The sequence below is a fragment of the Granulicella cerasi genome, from assembly GCF_025685575.1.
GTDB lineage: Bacteria > Acidobacteriota > Terriglobia > Terriglobales > Acidobacteriaceae > Granulicella > Granulicella cerasi.
Genome location: NZ_JAGSYD010000001.1, coordinates 622,216 through 638,944, shown reverse-complemented (window position 1 = coordinate 638,944; position 16,729 = coordinate 622,216). Strand labels below are relative to the sequence as shown.

Below are 16,729 nucleotides of genomic sequence, written 5' to 3'. Positions count from 1 at the left end.
ACACGACTCCGCATCTACACTGGGAGCCAATGCCCGCCGCTCCACAACGCACCCGCTCCACCACGCTCGCGCTTCTGCTCGTGTGGCTCGCCGTCTATGCCAGCTTCGCGCTCGTGCGTCCCGCGCTGCTGGACGACGCCGACTCCGTACACGCCGAGGTCGCGCGCGAAATGCTCGTGCGCCACGACTGGGTGACGCTCTACGCCAACGGCATCCGCTACCTCGAAAAAGCGCCGCTCATGTACTGGTCGATGGCCGCATCGATGAAGCTCGCGAGCCTCTTCGGCTTCGTATCGGCACGAGCCTTCGCCATCGCCGCGCGCATCCCCATCGCGCTCGGCGTGCTCGGATTGACCTTTGCCGTCGAAGCCTTCGCACGCCGCCTCTACAGCAACGCACGCGCTGGCGTGTACGCCGCGCTCATCACGCTTTCGAGCGCGGGCATCTTCCTCTTCACGCGCATCACGCTGCCCGACGGCTTCGTCTGCCTGTGGCTTGCGCTGGCGATGTACGCTCTGCTGCGCTGCGAAGAAGACGGCAACGAAACGCCTTGCAACGGCCTGCTCTTCGGCCTCGCCTGCGCGCTCGGCGTGCTGTCGAAGGGCCTCATCGGTCTCGTCTTTCCGTTGGCGATCGTGGTGCTCTATCTGCTGCTCGCCTACGGCATCCGCGGAGCCTTCACGCGCGCGAACAAGCTACCGTGGGCCGTTGCGTTGCTCGCGTTCTTCGCCATCGCGACGCCGTGGCATGTGCTCATCGGCCTTGCCAACCCCGGCGCAGGCCACCCCGCACCCTTCCTCTTCATGAACGGCCACTGGCATGTGCCGCTGCCCACTGACGGCAACGTGCGCGGCTGGTTCTGGTTCTACTTCATGAACGAGCACCTGCTGCGCTACCTCAATCTGCGCGTGCCGCATGACTACGACACCTCGCCGCTGTATCTCTTTTGGGGATTGTGCTTTGTGTGGCTGATGCCGTGGTCGGCGTTCTTCTTCAAATCCATCACAAACGCGCTGCCCTTCCGCAACGCCGCGTGGCGTGCACGCTTCCGCACGCACACGCTCAGCCTGCAGGAGCGCGGCACGCTGCTCGTCGTCACCTGGGCAGGCTTCGTGCTGCTCTTCTTCACGCTCTCCACGCGGCAGGAGTACTACATCCTGCCCGCGCTGCCGGCCATCGGCATCCTCATCGCTGGCTGGCTTGTGCGCGAAGAAGCCTCCGCTCCCGCCAGCCGCGAACGCCGCGCCACGACGCGTTGCCTCGTCGTCGTTGTGGCTCTAGGAAGCCTCTTCGCCATCGCGGCCATTGCGCTGCTCTTCGTCGCAAAAGCCCCACCCGCAGGCACGGACCTCGCTACGCTCCTCAGCCAGAATCCCGGCGACTACGCCCTGAGCATGGGCCACGTGCTCGACCTCGACACACGCGCGATGGGCATGTTCCGCACGCCGCTGATGCTCGCGATCCTCGCGCTCTTCGCAGCGCCGATGGCCGCGCTTCTCCTTCGTCGCCGCGCTCAAACGCACGCCTCCAACCTCGCACTCGCGAGCGGCGCACTGCTTTTCCTCATCGCCGCACACCTTGGCCTGCAGACCTTCGCGCCGGTGCTCACCTCAGCGCAACTCGCCGAACGCATCGCGCCGCTCGTGCAGCCGAACGACCTCATCGTCTTGCACGGCGAGTACGAAGCCGGCTCCACGCTCGGCTTCTACCTGCAGCGCAACGACCTCCACATCCTTGAGGGCCGCAGCTCGAACCTCTGGTACGGCAGCTTCTTCCCCGACGCGCCGCGCATCTTTGAGTCACCCTCAACACTCGCGGAAAAATGGCCCGGCTCGCAGCGCATCTTCCTTTGGCAGAGCCTCACCGATCCGCCGAACCAGCTTCCCGCGCTCCCCGGCCACGTCTATGTACTCGCCATCAGCGGTGGCAAAGAGATCGTCAGCAATCAACGTTGATTCCTATCGCGACGGTAGACTGTTCTTCGCGCATCCAAGCTGCATAGGAGAACTCCACGCATGGCCTGCAACAAAGAAGAACTGAAGCACGTTCCCCTCTTCTCGCTACTCGACGACGAAGAGCTGGCCGTACTCGCCGCACAGGTGGAGATGCGCGAATTTGCGCCCAAGCAACGCATCTATAAGACCGGCGAGCTCAGCGAGCGCGCCTACGTCATGCTCGAAGGCGCCGTCCGCGTTACCCTGCTCGACGAAGATGGCCAAGAGGTCACCTTCTCCGAGCCACACCACGGCGACATCTTCGGCTTCGCTTCCATGCTCGACCACACCGAGCACAAGACGACGGCCTACGCGGTCGACAGCAGCCGCTGCATCGAGGTCGATCGCAATGATCTCTCTGCGCTTCTCGCGGCCAAGCCGCAGTCGGGCATCGACATGCTCACCGTGCTGGCGCGTGAGATCCACCAGACGCAGGCCATCGTTCGTTCGCGCTCCGCGAAGAGCCCCAACGAACTTATCGACGAGGAAGAGACCGTAGGCGCGCGCATTGCCGATCGCGTTGCCCGCTTCGGCGGTTCGTGGACCTTCATCATCATCTTCATCGTCACGCTCACGGTCTACACGCTCGTCAACATCATCCTTCGCGGACGCGCGTGGGACCCGTACCCATTCATCCTGCTCAACCTCTTCCTCTCCATGCTCGCCGCGATTCAAGCGCCGGTGATCATGATGAGCCAGAACCGCCAGGACACGAAGGACCGCGTGCGCTCGGAGCTCGACTTCGAAGTGAATCGCCGCGCAGAACGCGAAGTGCAGGAGCTTGGCCGCCGTCTCAACTTCCTGAGCGAGCAGATGAGCGACCTCGAAGAGCGCACGCGCACAGACGCCAAACCGCAGCGCTAAACGAACCTCGATACACTAGAGCCGATGGATGTCGCCGCAACTTTCTCGACGGGAGCCGAGCTCTTCGCCGGGCTCATCACGATCTCCGGCATCGCCTACAACGCGCTTGCGCTGTTGGGTGCACGTGCCTTCGTGCGCGACACCCGCACGGCGCGCAAAGCCGCGCCATTCCTGCCTTCTGTCAGCATCCTGAAGCCCGTCAAAGGCATTGACCCGCGCATGTATGCGGGCTTTGTCAGCCATTGCCAGCAGCAGTATGGCGGCGAGTTCGAAATCGTCTTTGGCGTCAGCTCGCTCGACGATCCGGCGGTCGCTGAGATCGTTCGCCTGCGCGAAGAGTTCCCCAACGTCGCGATTCAGCTCATCGAGTGCGCGCAGCGAATGGGCACCAGCGGCAAGGTCTCGAACCTCATCCAGATGCTGCCTGCCGCGCAGTTCGAGCACATCGTCGTCAACGATGGCGACATCCTCGTCGGTCCGCAGTACCTCACCGAAATCATGCGCCCGTTCGCAGACGCGAAGGTCGGCCTCGTCACCGCGCCGTACATCGGCCTCTCCACACGCACCACGTGGAGCAAGCTCGAAGCGCTCGGCATCTCTACGGACTTTATGCCCGGCGTGCTCACCGCGCGCAAACTCGAAGGCAGCATCCGCTTCGGTCTCGGGTCTACACTTGCGACGACGAAGACTGCGCTCGCCACCATTGGCGGCTTCGAGTCCCTCGTTGACCAGCTTGCCGACGACTACGAACTTGGCGCTCGCCTCGCAGCCCAGGGCTATCGTGTGGAGCTCGCACCCGAGGTTGTCGAGACCGATGTGCCTGCGTATACGCTGCGCGGATACCTCGACCATCAACTGCGCTGGGCACGCTCCACGCGCGACTCACGGCGCGCCGGGTACATCGGCCTGGGCATCACTTACGTGCTGCCGTGGGCGGTGCTCGCGGTCGTGGCCAGCGGCGCGGCACTGTGGAGCATCGCACTGCTCAGCTTTGCACTCTTCGTGCGCGTCACCGTCGCGCTCACGATCGGCGTAGGCCTGCTGAAGGATGTGCAGGTGATCCGCGACCTGTGGCTGCTGCCCCTGCGCGACTTCTCCGGCCTCTTCATCTGGGGGTGGAGCTACAGCAGCGATGTCATCGTGTGGCGTGGTGAGAAGTTTCGCCTGCATCAAGGCAAGTTGGAGCGGGTGGCAGAAGAGGCGAAGTAGTTAGTCGTAAGTGGTTAGCGGGTTCGCCGCAAGCGCAAGTGCTTCTCATGCCTTCCACGAACGACTCGCCCGCTCACTCGTACCGCAGGGCTTCGATTGGATCCAGATTCGCGGCTTTCCACGCGGGATAGACGCCAAAGACCAAGCCGATCAGGCACGAAGCGAAGAACGCAAAGGTCACCCAAAGCAGCGAGATCTCGCTCGGCAGGAAGATCTTCAGCACCAACGCGATCAGCGCACCCATCGTAATGCCGATGACACCGCCGATCGCGCAGAGCACAATCGCCTCCAGCGTGAACTGCAGCAGGATGATCTTCTTCGTCGCACCGATGGCCTTTCGCACGCCGATCTCACGCGTGCGTTCGGTCACGGACACGAGCATGATGTTCATCACGCCGACTCCGCCCACCATCAAGCCCATCGAGCTCAAGCCGAACATCAGCAGAAAGAGCGATGCGGTCACCTGGTTCCACAAGCGCGTGATGGAGTCCGCGCCGAAGATCGCGAAATTGTCGTTCTGCTCGTTGCGCACCTTGCGGCGACGACGCAGCAGCTCGCGCATCTCGTCCTCCACCAGCGGGCGGTTTTTCTGGTCATCGAACTTCACCGAAATCCAGTAGTCCAGCACCTCGGGATGCAGCTTGTGAAAGGTCGTAATCGGAAAGTACGCGAAGCTGTCGTCAGGGTTCTTGCCGCCGCCAAAGGCCTGCTTCTGCTTGTCCACGACGCCGATCACCGTGAAGTAACGACCAGCGATATCGACCTCTTTGCCGATCGGCTCTTCGCCCTGGAAGAGATCTTCAGCCGCGTCGTGACCCAGCACGACGACATCTGCTGCGCGCTCCTGCTCATTCTGCGTGAAGTAGCGCCCGTCCTTCAGGTTCCAGTCGTACACCTGCTGCACGCTGACGGTGTCCCCCTCCAGCGACAGGTTCTCCACCTTGTGGCCCTTGTATTTGCCGATCGTCGAGCCCGCGTTGAACTGGAAGTTCTGATACCGCAGGGAGGCCGAGGCCGCCGTCACATGCGGAAGCTCGCTCAGCGCCGTCATGTCGTCGTAGGTGAACTGTTTGCGTGCGAGTTCTTCGGCGGTCGGCCGGCCCATGCCGAACTGAAAGCGGAAGACCCACAGCACGTTGCTGCCCAGCGACTCCACCATGCTGCTCACCGACGAGTTCAGCCCGTTGATCACCGACGAAATCGCGATCACCGTCATCACACCGATAACGATGCCGAGGATGGTGAGGCTCGAGCGCAGCTTGTTGGCGCGCAGCGTGTCGAGCGCCATGCGTACGGATTCGCGTTGATCGGTGGCTTTCATAGGGAAGTCGTAAGTGAAAAGTCGTAAGTGAAAAGTTTATGAGTTCGCGGTTCGCTTGATATGTTTCTGTTCGCGAAGAGTTGCAATCGATGCATTCAGAATCACTCCAAGTTCCGTTGCCAGTGCCTGGGTATCGAGTAGCGTCTCAGGGTCGCCAAAGCCGAACGAGAGTGCGAGTTCAAGTTGCGTCTCGACCTCTAATACCGAGCCTCTGGCGATGCCCAGGAAATGAACAAACTCTCCTGCGGAGAGCCTACCGCGGCCTTCCGCAATATTGCTCGGCACAGAGACGGCCGCGCGGCGCAGTTGGTTCGTCAAACCGAATCGCTCATCCACCGGAAATCCCGCGTGGCAACATACACGGCCTTTGCCAAAGCCATCGACTTCTGCCACGCAACGGAATCTCGTAATGTCGAAGCTCTCATCATCACTTATGACTTTCCACTCTTCACTGACGACTGACGTCAAAACTCACTCCTCAACGCCACAATCGGGTCCAGGTCCGCCGCCTTGCGCGCGGGATACACCCCAAAGAAAATGCCAATGCTGATCGCCACACCAAGCCCTACGAAGACGCTCCACAGGGCGATCGTCGAGGGGAAATCAATGAGGTACGTAATGCCTTTCGCACCCGCGATGCCCGTGGCCACGCCGATCAAGCCGCCGACAAAGGCCATCGTCGCGCTCTCCATCAGAAACTGCTTGAGGATGTCGCCGCGCCGGGCGCCCAGCGCCTTGCGCACGCCGATTTCGCGCGTCCGCTCAGTTACCGAGACCAGCATGATGTTCATGATGACGATGCCGCCGACCACCAGCGAGATCGCCGCAATCGCCACGGCCACCGCGCCGAAGGAGTTGGTGATCTGCGAGAAGAACCCTGCAAGCGTGTCCGAAGTGTCGAGGTTGAAGCTGTCCAGCTCATCCGGGCGATCGTGCCGAATGCCGCGCATCAGCACGCGCAACTCATCGCCCACAGTCTCCATCGCACCGGGCGCGTTGCCGGCCTTCACGTAGATCGTGAGCGTCTTCGCCGTGCCGTAGGTCTTCTGGTACGCGGTCAACGGCACGGCGACAAAGTTGTCCTGCGACTGCCCGAGCGTCGAGCCCTGCTTCTCCGCAAGGCCAACCACCGTGTACGGCACGCCATCGACGCGGATCTCTTTGCCCAGCGGATCTTCGCCGCGCAGCACGTTGTCTTCAATGTCCTGCCCGATGATGGCGACGCGCGACGCATGGTCTTCATCACTCTGCGTCAGGTCGCGGCCCTCGACGATGTCGAGGTTCTGCATGGACGCCATCAGCGATGTGTAGCCGCGGATCGTCGAATCCGTCGTGCTCTGCGTCTTGTAAACCACTTTGCCCGTCGCGCCCTGCATCGCGCCGACCTTCTGGCAGTGTCCGCAGTTTTCCTGCACATAGCGATACTCGTCCAGCGTCACGTTCTTGCGCTTCTGATAGCGCAGGTACTCCTGATAGCTCGTCATGAAGCTCGGCTGCTTGGAGATGGTGTACGTGTCCGCTCCGTAGCGGTTGAACTTCGATGCAACGTAAACGTTCGCACCGTTGACCAGCGTGACCACGGCAATCACCGAGGCAACACCGATCACCACGCCCAGCAGTGTGAGCACGGTGCGAAGTTTGTTCGTCCAGAGCGCGTCCAGCGCCATGCGGAATGCGTCGCGAGTATCCATGGGTTGAAGGGGCCTGACCAGTCTAACCGTTCTGCAGGTGTCGTCCCGATGCCATACGCGATTCCCGCGCAGTTGGTTCCCTGCGCCGGTACAATAGAGGCTGTGCAGGTGGTCGGGTGATCGCTGCTCCCCGCGTTTCGGCGTCGGGGAGGGGAGGAAAGTCCGAACTCCGCAGGGCAGTGTGCCGGATAACGTCCGGGGTCCGAGCGTCAAGGCTCGCGATACGGCCAGTGCAACAGAAAGCAAACCGCCTTCGGCAACGGAGGTAAGGGTGAAAGGGTGGGGTAAGAGCCCACCGCGTCCGCAGCAATGCGTACGGCACGGTAAACCCCACACGGAGCAAGACCAAATAGGCAGGGAGATCGAACGCCGCTCTTCAAGGCGCGATCGCGTGGCGGCCCGTCACGTCCAGGCGAAGAGGTGTCTTCGGACACGCCGGAACCTGCGGGTAGGTTGCTGGAGCCAGTCAGTAATGGCTGGCCTAGAGGAATGATCGCCTAGAACAAAATTCGGCTTACGGGCCACCTGCACACTTCATCCCAGTCCATAAGTCCGCCCCGCAGTGGTACATGCCCGGTATCTTTCGTGGTATCCAAAGACCTGATTTTGTGCGGCTTTTGTGGTTTCGACAACAAAATCATTGGCGTATGCTGGGGCTACTATGGACGCTCTCTCTCTTTCCCGCCTTGGCCGGCTCTCCCTCTTCGTGTGCGCGCTCGCTGCTGTCGCTCCGTTGACCGGCTGCGGCGTTGGCGCCATCAACTCTTCCAGCAGCGCACAAGCGCTGCAGGTCCACGGCACTATCATGGGCGGCAACCAGCCTGTCGCAGGCGCGACGATCCACCTCTACGCCGCCGGCAAAACGGGCTACGCCTCCGCCGCCACTGACCTGCTCACCCAGACGGTGACCACCGACCAGTTCGGCATGTTCAACCTCACCGGTCTGTACACCTGCGGCTCCGCCACGGACCAGATGTACCTCGCCGCCGTCGGTGGCAACCCCGGCCTGCCCAGCGGCACCAACCCCGCGCTGGTCGAGATGGTCGTGATCGGCGATTGCAGCACACTGGGCAGCAGCACGATCCTGAATGTTACGGAGGTGACGACAGCCGCAGCGGCCTATGCCCTGCAGGCGTTCTCGGGCGACTACGCTCACATCGGCTCCTCCGCGACGAACCTTACGGGCATCCGCAACGCCATGCTCGACGCGCAGTTGATCGCCTCGACTTCTACCGGCATTGCGCCTGTACTGCCCAGCACGCAGAGCACAGAAACAACCAAGCTCTACACCTTCGCCGACGCGTTGGCGAGCTGTGTGAACTCCGACGGCGGCTCGGGCTGCCAACCGCTCTTCACCGCCGCCACCCCAGCGGGCGGCTCCGCGCCGACGGACGTCTGGAGCGCGGCGCTGGACATCGTGCGCAACCCCGGACACAACGTCACCGAGGTCTACAACACGCTGCCAGCGCAGGTGCCCTTTATGCCGACGTTGACCAGCGCCCCCAGCGATTGGACGATGACCTTCAGCACCTCGAACGCCAACTTCACATTACCCACGGCGGTCGCTGTCGATAGCCTGGGCAATGTCTGGGCTGGCAGCGCCAACGCCAGCATCGCCGGCTTTACCGCGCAGGGCGCATCGCTCGCCGGCTCGCCCTACTCCCACCAGAGTTTCGCGGAGACCTTCGGTGTCGCGATCGACGGTAACGACAACGTCTGGGCCACGTCGGAAGAAACTCCCGTACGCAGCTCCATCAGCAAAGGCTCTGTCTTCGAGTGGGCTGCGGCCTCATCATCCTCCCCGGGATCCCTCGTCAACACCATCGGTGACACCACCTTCAGCTTCCCCGAGTCCATTGCCTGGGACACGAATGGAACCATGATCGTCGGCAATTACTACGGTGGCAGCGCGGGCGGCAACGCCACCATCCTCGACCTGAGCATGAACGTGCTCTACACGAACGTCGGGCTGGGCTACGCGCCGCTTGTTCAGGGGGTTGTTCCCGACGCCAATCACGGGGTGTGGTTCGCCCTGAACTCCAGCACCATGACCACGCACGCGCCGCTGAACAGTTCCGTCACTCCGACGCAGATCAGCTGCTGCGACAACGGCAACGCCATCGCCTCTGACCCCGCGGGCAACCTCTGGGTTTCCAATTACGGCAGCAGCTCCGTGAGCGAAATCTCGCCCGCCAATACGGTGCTGATCAATCAAGCCAGCGGTGGAGGTCTCGCCAGTCCGTCGGCACTCGTGATTGACGCCAACGGCAACCTCTTCGTTCCCAATTACCACGGGGCATCGCTTTCCGTGATCGCAGGCAGCCTTGGCGCGAAGACTCCCGCATCCGCCATCTCGCCCGCACCCGGCTATGGGCGAGACCTCTCGCTGATCCAGCCCTTCGCCACAGCGGTCGATGCAAGCGGCAATGTCTGGATGACCGACCGAGGAGCGAACAAGATCGTCATGTTCTTCGGCCTGGCGGCGCCCACCAGGACGCCGATGACGGCGTTCCCTGCCGTCCCCTAAAGCGCGACGCCTACAAACAGAACGGCCGCCTCTACGCGAGGCGGCCGTTCTATTTGCGCTTCAGATCTAGCGCGTCTTCCACTTCGAGCCGAGGCTCGCGAGCTTGTCTTCCATGGACAACGCCGGAGGGGCCGCCTTCGGCTTGAAATCGCCCTTCTTCTTTCCGCCGCCCTGCGGGGCCGACGGCGCCAGCAGCTGCTTGATCGAAAGCGAAATGCGCTTCGTCTTCGCGTCTGCTGACAGCACCTTCACCTTGACGATCTGCCCCGCCTTCAGCACCTCGCTCGGGTCCTTGATGAACTTGTTCGAGACCTCGGAGATATGCACCAGACCATCCTGATGCACGCCGATGTCGACGAACGCACCGAACTTCGTCACGTTCGTCACCACTCCTTCGAGCACCATGCCGGGATTCACATCCGAAATTTCGCGTACGCTCTCGTTGAAGCTCGGCGCGACGAACTTATCGCGCGGATCACGCCCCGGCTTCTTCAGTTCTTCGAGGATGTCGTTCAGCGTGAACGAACCCACAGCGAAGCTATCCTTCTTCACGCCCGCCAGCTGCGCCGGATTGCGAATCAGGTCGGACACCGGCGTCGAAAGCGAGCGCGCAATCTCTTCCACCAACCCATACGACTCCGGATGCACCGCCGTGTTGTCGAGCGGCTGCTCGCCATCGCGAATCCGCAAGAAGCCCGCAGCCTGCTCGAAGGTCTTCGGCCCAACGCCCGACACCTCGCGCAGCTGCGCACGCGAGTTGAAGCGGCCGTTCGCATCGCGATAGCTCACGATGTTCAGCGCAATGCGCTCGCTGATGCCCGCGACGTAACGCAGCAGCGTCCACGATGCGGTGTTGAGGTCCACACCCACACGGTTCACGCAGCTTTCAATCGTCGCTCCAAGCTGCTGCTGCAACTGACGCTGATCGACGTCGTGCTGATACTGCCCCACGCCAATCGACTTTGGATCGACCTTCACCAACTCCGACAGCGGGTCCTGCAAGCGGCGCGCAATCGAGATCGCGCCACGCACCGTAAGGTCGAGGTTCGGAAACTCCTGTCGTGCCACATCGCTCGCCGAGTACACGCTGGCGCCCGCCTCCGACACCGTCACGCGGAACACCTCGCTCAGGTTCTTCTCCTTGAGAAAGTCGCTGACGAACGCATCTGTCTCGCGCGACGCCGTGCCGTTGCCAATCGCGATGGCGCGAATGTTGTGCTTCGCCATCAACACCGCAAGCTTGTCGTTGGCTTCCTTCGTGCGGCCCGTGTGCGGATAGATCACGTCTTCCGCCAGGAACTTGCCCGTCTCATCGACCACTGCAAGCTTGCAGCCCGTACGCAAACCAGGATCAACGCCCAGCACACCGATGGGCCCCGCAGGCGCGGCGAGCAACAGATGCTCGAGGTTGTCGCGGAAGACTTCAATCGCCGCAGCGTCCGAACGACGCTTCAACTCCAGACGAATCTCGCCCTGAATCGACGAGTTCAGCAGACGCTTCCAGCAGTCTTCAATCGCAAGGTTGAGGTGCGCGGTCCAATCGCCATCCGTGTGCAGAATGCGCGAGCGCAGCAACGCGAACATGCGCGGCTCATCGGTTTCGATCAGCCAGTACAACACGTTCTCGGCTTCACCACGACGCACCGCGAGCATACGGTGCGACGGGATGTTCTTCACCGGCTCGCGATACTCGTAGTACATCTTGAACTTTTCCTGCTCGTCTTTCGCGTCGGTCATCTTGCGCGCGGAGATCGTGCCTTCCTCGAACATCACATGGCGCACGGCCTTGCGCACTTCAGCGTCTTCGCTGATCTGCTCGGCGACGATGTGGCGCGCGCCCTCGAGCGCTTCCTCGATCGTGTTCACTTCCTTCGCCGGATCGACCAGCGACTGCGCAAGCGCCACAAGATCCAGCTCCGCCGGAGTCTGCGCCCACATGTACGTCGCCAGCGGATCCAGGCCCTTCTCGCGCGCAATCGTTGCCTTCGTGCGGCGCTTCGGCTTGTACGGCAGGTAGAGATCTTCGAGCTCGCTGCGGTCCATCGTCGCGACGATGCGCGCCTTCAACTCATCGGTCAGCTTGCCCTGCTCGGCAATCGACGAGAGCACCGTCTCGCGGCGCTGCACGAGCTCGCGGAAGTACTCAATCTTCTCCGCGACATCGCGGATCTGCACTTCATCGAGGTTGCCAGTGGCTTCCTTGCGATAGCGCGCAATGAACGGCACGGTAGAGCCTTCATCAATCAACGCCATGACGGCGCGAACGCCAGCATCGGGCAGGCTGAGGGTTTGGGCGATGTGCGAAACGAAGCGAGGTTCGAGCGGGGTTACATCAGGCATACTCCCACGATGCTAAAGAACCCGCGCGAGGAAATGTGGTGCCCCAATCTCGACGCTTTGCGTTCAGCTACTTAGCGGCTGCCGCATCGCACGCACACTTACGATATCCCTCAGACGTATACGTCGCCGTGGCGCACGCATACGCCGGCCACAACAGCTTCATCACCATCGCGCGCTTGCCGCCATCGCCCGGAAAAAAGTACTTCTCATATGCCTGCGACGAAGCCGTCTGGCTCGCCTGATCGTGCAGGAAGCCAGCGGTCAACGTGTTCGCCGCGGCGGCGTCATACGCGGGCAGATGATACGTCGACGAGTAGCGATATTCCTCGCTCCACTCGCCTGCACCAGCGATGTTCGGCGCCACATAGACTGCATAGTCCTTCAAGATGAACGATGACGTCTCTACATCCGCCATGGTGAACGCAGGATGATTGCCGTTGATCGGCGAGATCGATGGCACGATCTTCACGGCCACGCTGCGATCGCCGTCGTGCAACGCGAGCATCTCGTCCATATGCGTATGCGCGAAGAGCGCCAGGCGCACCACATCGGCATACGCGATGAGCGTGCTGCCGAGATGATCGTCGCCCAGCAACATCGACGCGGACTCGCCCTTGCACACCTGATGGCCGCCAATGATGGTGTTGTACGCATCAATGCTCGGTGCGATGTGGCCGATCACCCAGACCTGCTTATGCTGCTCGCGCGCCTGCTGCAACTGCGCTTTCAACCACGCCACCTGTTCGGCCGCGCCGTCGCGGTCGGGCTTGCCGCCGCAAGACTTGAAATGCGTACTCTCGAAGATGTCCTGCAACACCAGTAAGCGCGCGTCCTTGAACGGCGCAGGAAGATCCACGCTCCAATCGCCGCGGCGTGAGGCCTCGTGCGCGATCTTATCGGTGTCGCTCTGCGCCAGGGGTGAGAGCGCCAAAGCATCAGCGCGTAGAAAGGCGCTGTCAGGATCTTCGCGGTAGTCGCCGCAGCCGGAGTCGTTATTGCCGAGCGCGATATACGTCGGCGTCTTCGGATACGCCGCGCGGATTTGCAACGCCACAAACGCGACCGTCTTCGCCGCGAACGCAGGATACTCTGCAGGCTTACCACCGAGCGCCGCGTACCGGCATTCGAACTCATGGGCCATCATGTCGCCGGTAACGGTGATGAACGCAGGCGACGCGATGCGTTTGCGCGACTGCTCAAGCGACGCCTTGAAGAGCGGCCAATCGCTGTCGATTCCACGCGATGGACAAGCCTTCGCGAGCTTCTGGAACTCTTCAATCTGCGCAGACGCTGCAGGCTTGCTCAGGACCGATGCCCACTCGCTCGCGGGCGCCTTCTGCAGCGCGTCGAACTTCGCGGGGTCACGGAACGGATCGAAGTGTACGTCCGAGAGCATCAACACCGGCTGCGTTTGCGCCGCAGCGCGCGCGCCGGAGATCCCGGCACCGCAAGCAACGAGACACAACGACGCCACTAGGCGTAACTGACGGCCGATCAACATTTCACCACTCTAGACGTTTCTCAGCCGCGGCGTCTTCTCTCTTTGCGAAATCTATCCGTTGTACTCGGTCACGCCGTTGCCGCCTGCGACCAGCGCGACCTCAGCCATGCGCAAGAACAAGCCATGCTCCACGACGCCGACGATCGCGCGAATCTCCGCAGCGGTCTTCTCGGGGTCTTCGATGACGCCGCAATGGCAGTCGAGGATGTAGTTCTGCTCATCGGTGAGCAGCGGCGATGCGCCGTCCTTCTGCATACGCAGCATGGGGTTCAGGCCGAGCTTGAAGAGCTTGTCTTCGACCAGCGGACGCGCCATCTTGATGATCTCGATCGGCAGCGGAAATTTTCCCAGGTGCGGCACAAGCTTCGACTCGTCCACCACACAGACGAAGCGCTTCGACGAGCTGGCAACGATCTTCTCGCGCAGCAATGCCGCGCCGCCGCCCTTGATGAGCGCAAGCCCCGGCGCGACTTCATCCGCGCCGTCGATGTAGAGATCAATCTCCGGCATCTCTTCGAGCGAGACAACCTCGATGCCCAGCGAGCGGCCAAGCTCCGCGCTCGAGTCACTCGAAGCGACCGCGCGAATTTTCAAGCCCTGCTGCACGCGCGCACCCAGCGCCTTGATGAACTGCACCGAGGTCGAGCCCGTACCGAGCCCCACACGCATGCCATCTTCAACCATCGCCGCTGCCCGCTTGCCTACCAGTGCTTTTGCGTCATCTTGTGTCATAACGTATCTTCTTGTCCTTGGTGCGTTTGCGAATGGGCGTAACTATGCTCACGAAGTGTCTTCTGCAAGCCGCTCAAGTGTTTCAGCTCACCCTGACGAACCGAGTAGAGAGGATCGTTCTTCTTGAGTAATTTGAGCTCGTCTTCAACGCCCTTCTTGAGGGCGTAGAGGTCCCAAGACTCTTCAGAAAATTGAGCGCATTCTTTGCAAGTCTTCACATCAAAAGCCTACAGCAAGCGGCTCCTCTAACGGCACCAGGCTGAGACGGTAGTCTCAGCCTGGTGCGTTGCTGCACATATTACTTGTTATTTGCTTACTTCTTAACGACCTTCTTCGCAGCTTCCACCACATGAGCAGCGGTGATGCCGAGCTTTTCCAGCACCAGCGGGCCGGGAGCCGAGGCGCCGAAGCGATCGATGCCGATCGCGTAGCCGTCGCGGCCCACGTACTTGTACCAGGGCTGCGTGGCTGCGGCTTCGATCGAAACCACCGGCACGTTCTTCGGGAAGATCGAGTCCTTGTACTCAGCCGTCTGCTCTTCGAAGATCTTGAAGCTGGGCATCGACACAACCGTCGCGTTGATGCCTGCAGCCTTCAGCTCTTCGCCAGCCTTCAGGATGAGCTGCACTTCGGAACCGGTCGAGACGAGCACGACATCCGAACCGTAGGACTCCAGCTTGTAAGCACCCTTGCGAACGCCGTCGAACACCTTGTACTTGTCCGCGTCCAGCGTGGGCAGGTCCTGACGCGAGAGCGCCATCCATGCCGGTCCGCCGCGCTCCACTGCGAGGCCCCATGCTGCCGAGGTCTCGTTCGCATCCGCCGGACGGAAGTCCGTGAGCTCAGGGATGATGCGCAGCGCGCCGAGGTGCTCCACCGGCTGGTGCGTCGGGCCGTCTTCGCCCAGGCCCACCGAGTCATGCGTGAAGATGTACAGCGAGCGCGAGTGCTGCAGAGCGCCCATGCGGAGCGCCGAGCGGCAGTAATCGCTGAAGGTGAAGAAGGTCGAGCCGAACGGCAGCAGACCGCCGTGCGCCGAGATACCGTTCACCGCAGCCATCATGCCGAACTCGCGCACGCCGAAGAAGACGTTGCGGCCCTTCGGGTCTTCGTGGAAGTTGGCCGAGTCCTTGAAGATGGTTTTCGTGGACGAGGTGAGATCGGCTGCACCACCGAAGAGCTCCGGCAGCACTGCGCCGAGCTTGTTCAGCACGACCTGGCCAGCGTTACGCGTCGCCACAGGCTTGTCCGACGGGAACACCGGCAGTTCCTTCTGCCAGTCTGCGGGGAGCTTCTCTTCCGAGGTACGCGTGTACTGCGCGGCGAGCTCCGGGAACTCCTTCGCGTAAGCGTCGAAGCGCTCGTGCCATGCGGCAACAGCCTTCGCGCCCTTCTCCTCGGCCTTGCGCCAGTTGGTCAGCGCTTCCTCGGGGATGAAGAAGCTCTTTTCGGGGTCGAAGCCGAAGAACTTCTTGGCAGCAATCGTGCCTTCCTTGCCCAGCGGCTCACCGTGCACGGACTTGGTGCCTGCCTTCGGTGCGCCGAAGCCGATGACCGTGCGCACGCGGATCAGCGTGGGCTTTTCCTTCTGCGACTTGCCCGCTTCGATAGCCTTCGAGATCTCGTCAAGATCGTTGCCGTCGGAGACGAACTCCACGTGCCAGCCGTATGCCTCGAAGCGCTTGGTAACGTCTTCGGTGTACGAGAGGTCGGTCGGGCCGTCGAGCGAGATGAGGTTGTCGTCATAGAGCACGATCAGCTTGTTCAGCTTCAGCGTGCCGGCCAGCGACGCCGCTTCGTGCGAGATGCCTTCCATCAGGCAGCCATCGCCGCAGATGACGTAGGTGTAGTGGTCGACGATCTTGAACTTGTCGTTGTTGTATACCGCAGCCTGGTGCTTCTCAGCGATCGCGAGGCCGACGGCCTCCGCAAAACCCTGGCCGAGGGGGCCGGTCGTCACTTCGACGCCGTCGGTTTCATGCGACTCGGGGTGACCCGGCGTGCGGGATTCCCACTGGCGGAAGCTCTTCAGGTCGTCCATCGAAACCTTGAAGCCAGCCAGGTGCAGCGTGCCGTAGAGCAGTGCCGAAGCGTGGCCGTTCGAGAGAACGAAGCGGTCGCGGTCGCTCCAGAGCGACTCCTTCGGGTTGTACTTCATGAACTTGTGAAAGAGCAGGTATGCGATGGGCGCGCAGCCCAAAGGCGCGCCCGGGTGGCCACTGTTGGCCTTTTCTACCTGGTCTACGGCCAGGAGGCGGAGGGTGTTGATCGAAAGCTGATCGAGTTCCTGCTGCGAAAGTTCGCTCATGGGTAATGAAGTCCTTCGTCGGTTCTTTGGGGGTTTGGATAAAAGAACAAGAAACGTGGGCAGCGGGAGACGATCGCTCGCCTGCGGTCCGCCACTTGCGGAGGCCGCTGCTGGCTTCCAGTGTACAAAGTTTTGCGCAGGCGTGTCGTTGCGCGCTGTTCGAAGGGGCTGGAAAGGACGGATTTTCACCGATATGCAAAACCGATATGCAAAAGGGGCGGAGGCATTCGCCCCCGCCCCTT

General features: G+C 61.8%; 11 protein-coding genes and 1 other RNA gene. 5 read left to right on the top strand and 7 right to left on the bottom strand.

From position 1 onward, the window contains the following. Positions 1-29: 29 nt before the first annotated feature. The 3 genes from OHL11_RS02720 to hpnI are packed head-to-tail and all read left to right on the top strand — an operon-like array spanning position 30 to position 4,067. A complete protein-coding gene (locus OHL11_RS02720; protein WP_263369939.1) occupies positions 30-1,955 on the top strand; it encodes a glycosyltransferase family 39 protein in 1,926 nt (641 codons plus the stop codon). 60 nt (positions 1,956-2,015) lie between these two features. After that, positions 2,016-2,858 carry a DUF1003 domain-containing protein gene (locus OHL11_RS02715; protein ID WP_263369938.1) on the top strand — a complete coding sequence of 281 codons (843 nt, stop codon included), beginning with the start codon at positions 2,016-2,018 and terminating at the stop codon, positions 2,856-2,858. A gap of 24 nt (positions 2,859-2,882) precedes the next feature. Beyond that, complete coding sequence (gene hpnI, locus OHL11_RS02710; protein WP_263369937.1) at positions 2,883-4,067, top strand: bacteriohopanetetrol glucosamine biosynthesis glycosyltransferase HpnI; 1,185 nt, start codon at positions 2,883-2,885, stop codon at positions 4,065-4,067. Positions 4,068-4,140: 73 nt separating this feature from the next. On the opposite strand, the gene OHL11_RS02705 is transcribed toward hpnI, so the two are convergent. The 3 genes from OHL11_RS02705 to OHL11_RS02695 are packed head-to-tail and all read right to left on the bottom strand — an operon-like array spanning position 4,141 to position 7,079. Continuing rightward, positions 4,141-5,388, bottom strand: a complete 1,248-nt coding sequence (locus OHL11_RS02705) for an ABC transporter permease (RefSeq protein WP_263369936.1) — start codon at positions 5,386-5,388, stop codon at positions 4,141-4,143. A 36-nt stretch (positions 5,389-5,424) separates the two neighbouring features. Beyond that, entirely contained in the window at positions 5,425-5,856 is a 432-nt protein-coding gene (locus OHL11_RS02700; protein ID WP_263369935.1) for a four helix bundle protein, read from the bottom strand. After that, a complete protein-coding gene (locus tag OHL11_RS02695; protein WP_263369934.1) occupies positions 5,853-7,079 on the bottom strand; it encodes an ABC transporter permease in 1,227 nt (408 codons plus the stop codon). The genes OHL11_RS02700 and OHL11_RS02695 overlap by 4 nt, the downstream gene beginning before the upstream one ends. A 104-nt stretch (positions 7,080-7,183) precedes the next feature. On the opposite strand from OHL11_RS02695, the gene rnpB reads away from it, so the two are divergent. Beyond that, positions 7,184-7,612: RNase P RNA component class A (rnpB, locus tag OHL11_RS02690), an RNA gene on the top strand. Positions 7,613-7,740: 128 nt separating this feature from the next. Then, positions 7,741-9,606: an NHL repeat-containing protein gene (locus OHL11_RS02685; protein WP_263369933.1), complete on the top strand. Its 1,866-nt coding sequence runs from the start codon at positions 7,741-7,743 to the stop codon at positions 9,604-9,606. A gap of 66 nt (positions 9,607-9,672) precedes the next feature. Here OHL11_RS02685 and OHL11_RS02680 read toward each other — a convergent pair whose 3' ends face one another. The 4 genes from OHL11_RS02680 to tkt all read right to left on the bottom strand — a co-directional run bounded on the left by OHL11_RS02680 (position 9,673) and on the right by tkt (position 16,487). After that, entirely contained in the window at positions 9,673-11,946 is a 2,274-nt protein-coding gene (locus OHL11_RS02680) for a Tex family protein (protein WP_263369932.1), read from the bottom strand. A 67-nt stretch (positions 11,947-12,013) separates the two neighbouring features. Continuing rightward, complete coding sequence (locus OHL11_RS02675; protein WP_263369931.1) at positions 12,014-13,447, bottom strand: metallophosphoesterase; 1,434 nt, start codon at positions 13,445-13,447, stop codon at positions 12,014-12,016. Between the two features lie 51 nt (positions 13,448-13,498). Then, a complete protein-coding gene (rpiA, locus tag OHL11_RS02670; protein ID WP_263369930.1) occupies positions 13,499-14,179 on the bottom strand; it encodes a ribose-5-phosphate isomerase RpiA in 681 nt (226 codons plus the stop codon). 313 nt (positions 14,180-14,492) lie between these two features. Then, positions 14,493-16,487 (bottom strand): transketolase, encoded by a 1,995-nt coding sequence (gene tkt / locus OHL11_RS02665; protein WP_263369929.1) that lies wholly within the window; start codon positions 16,485-16,487, stop codon positions 14,493-14,495. Between the last annotated feature and the right edge of the window lie 242 nt (positions 16,488-16,729).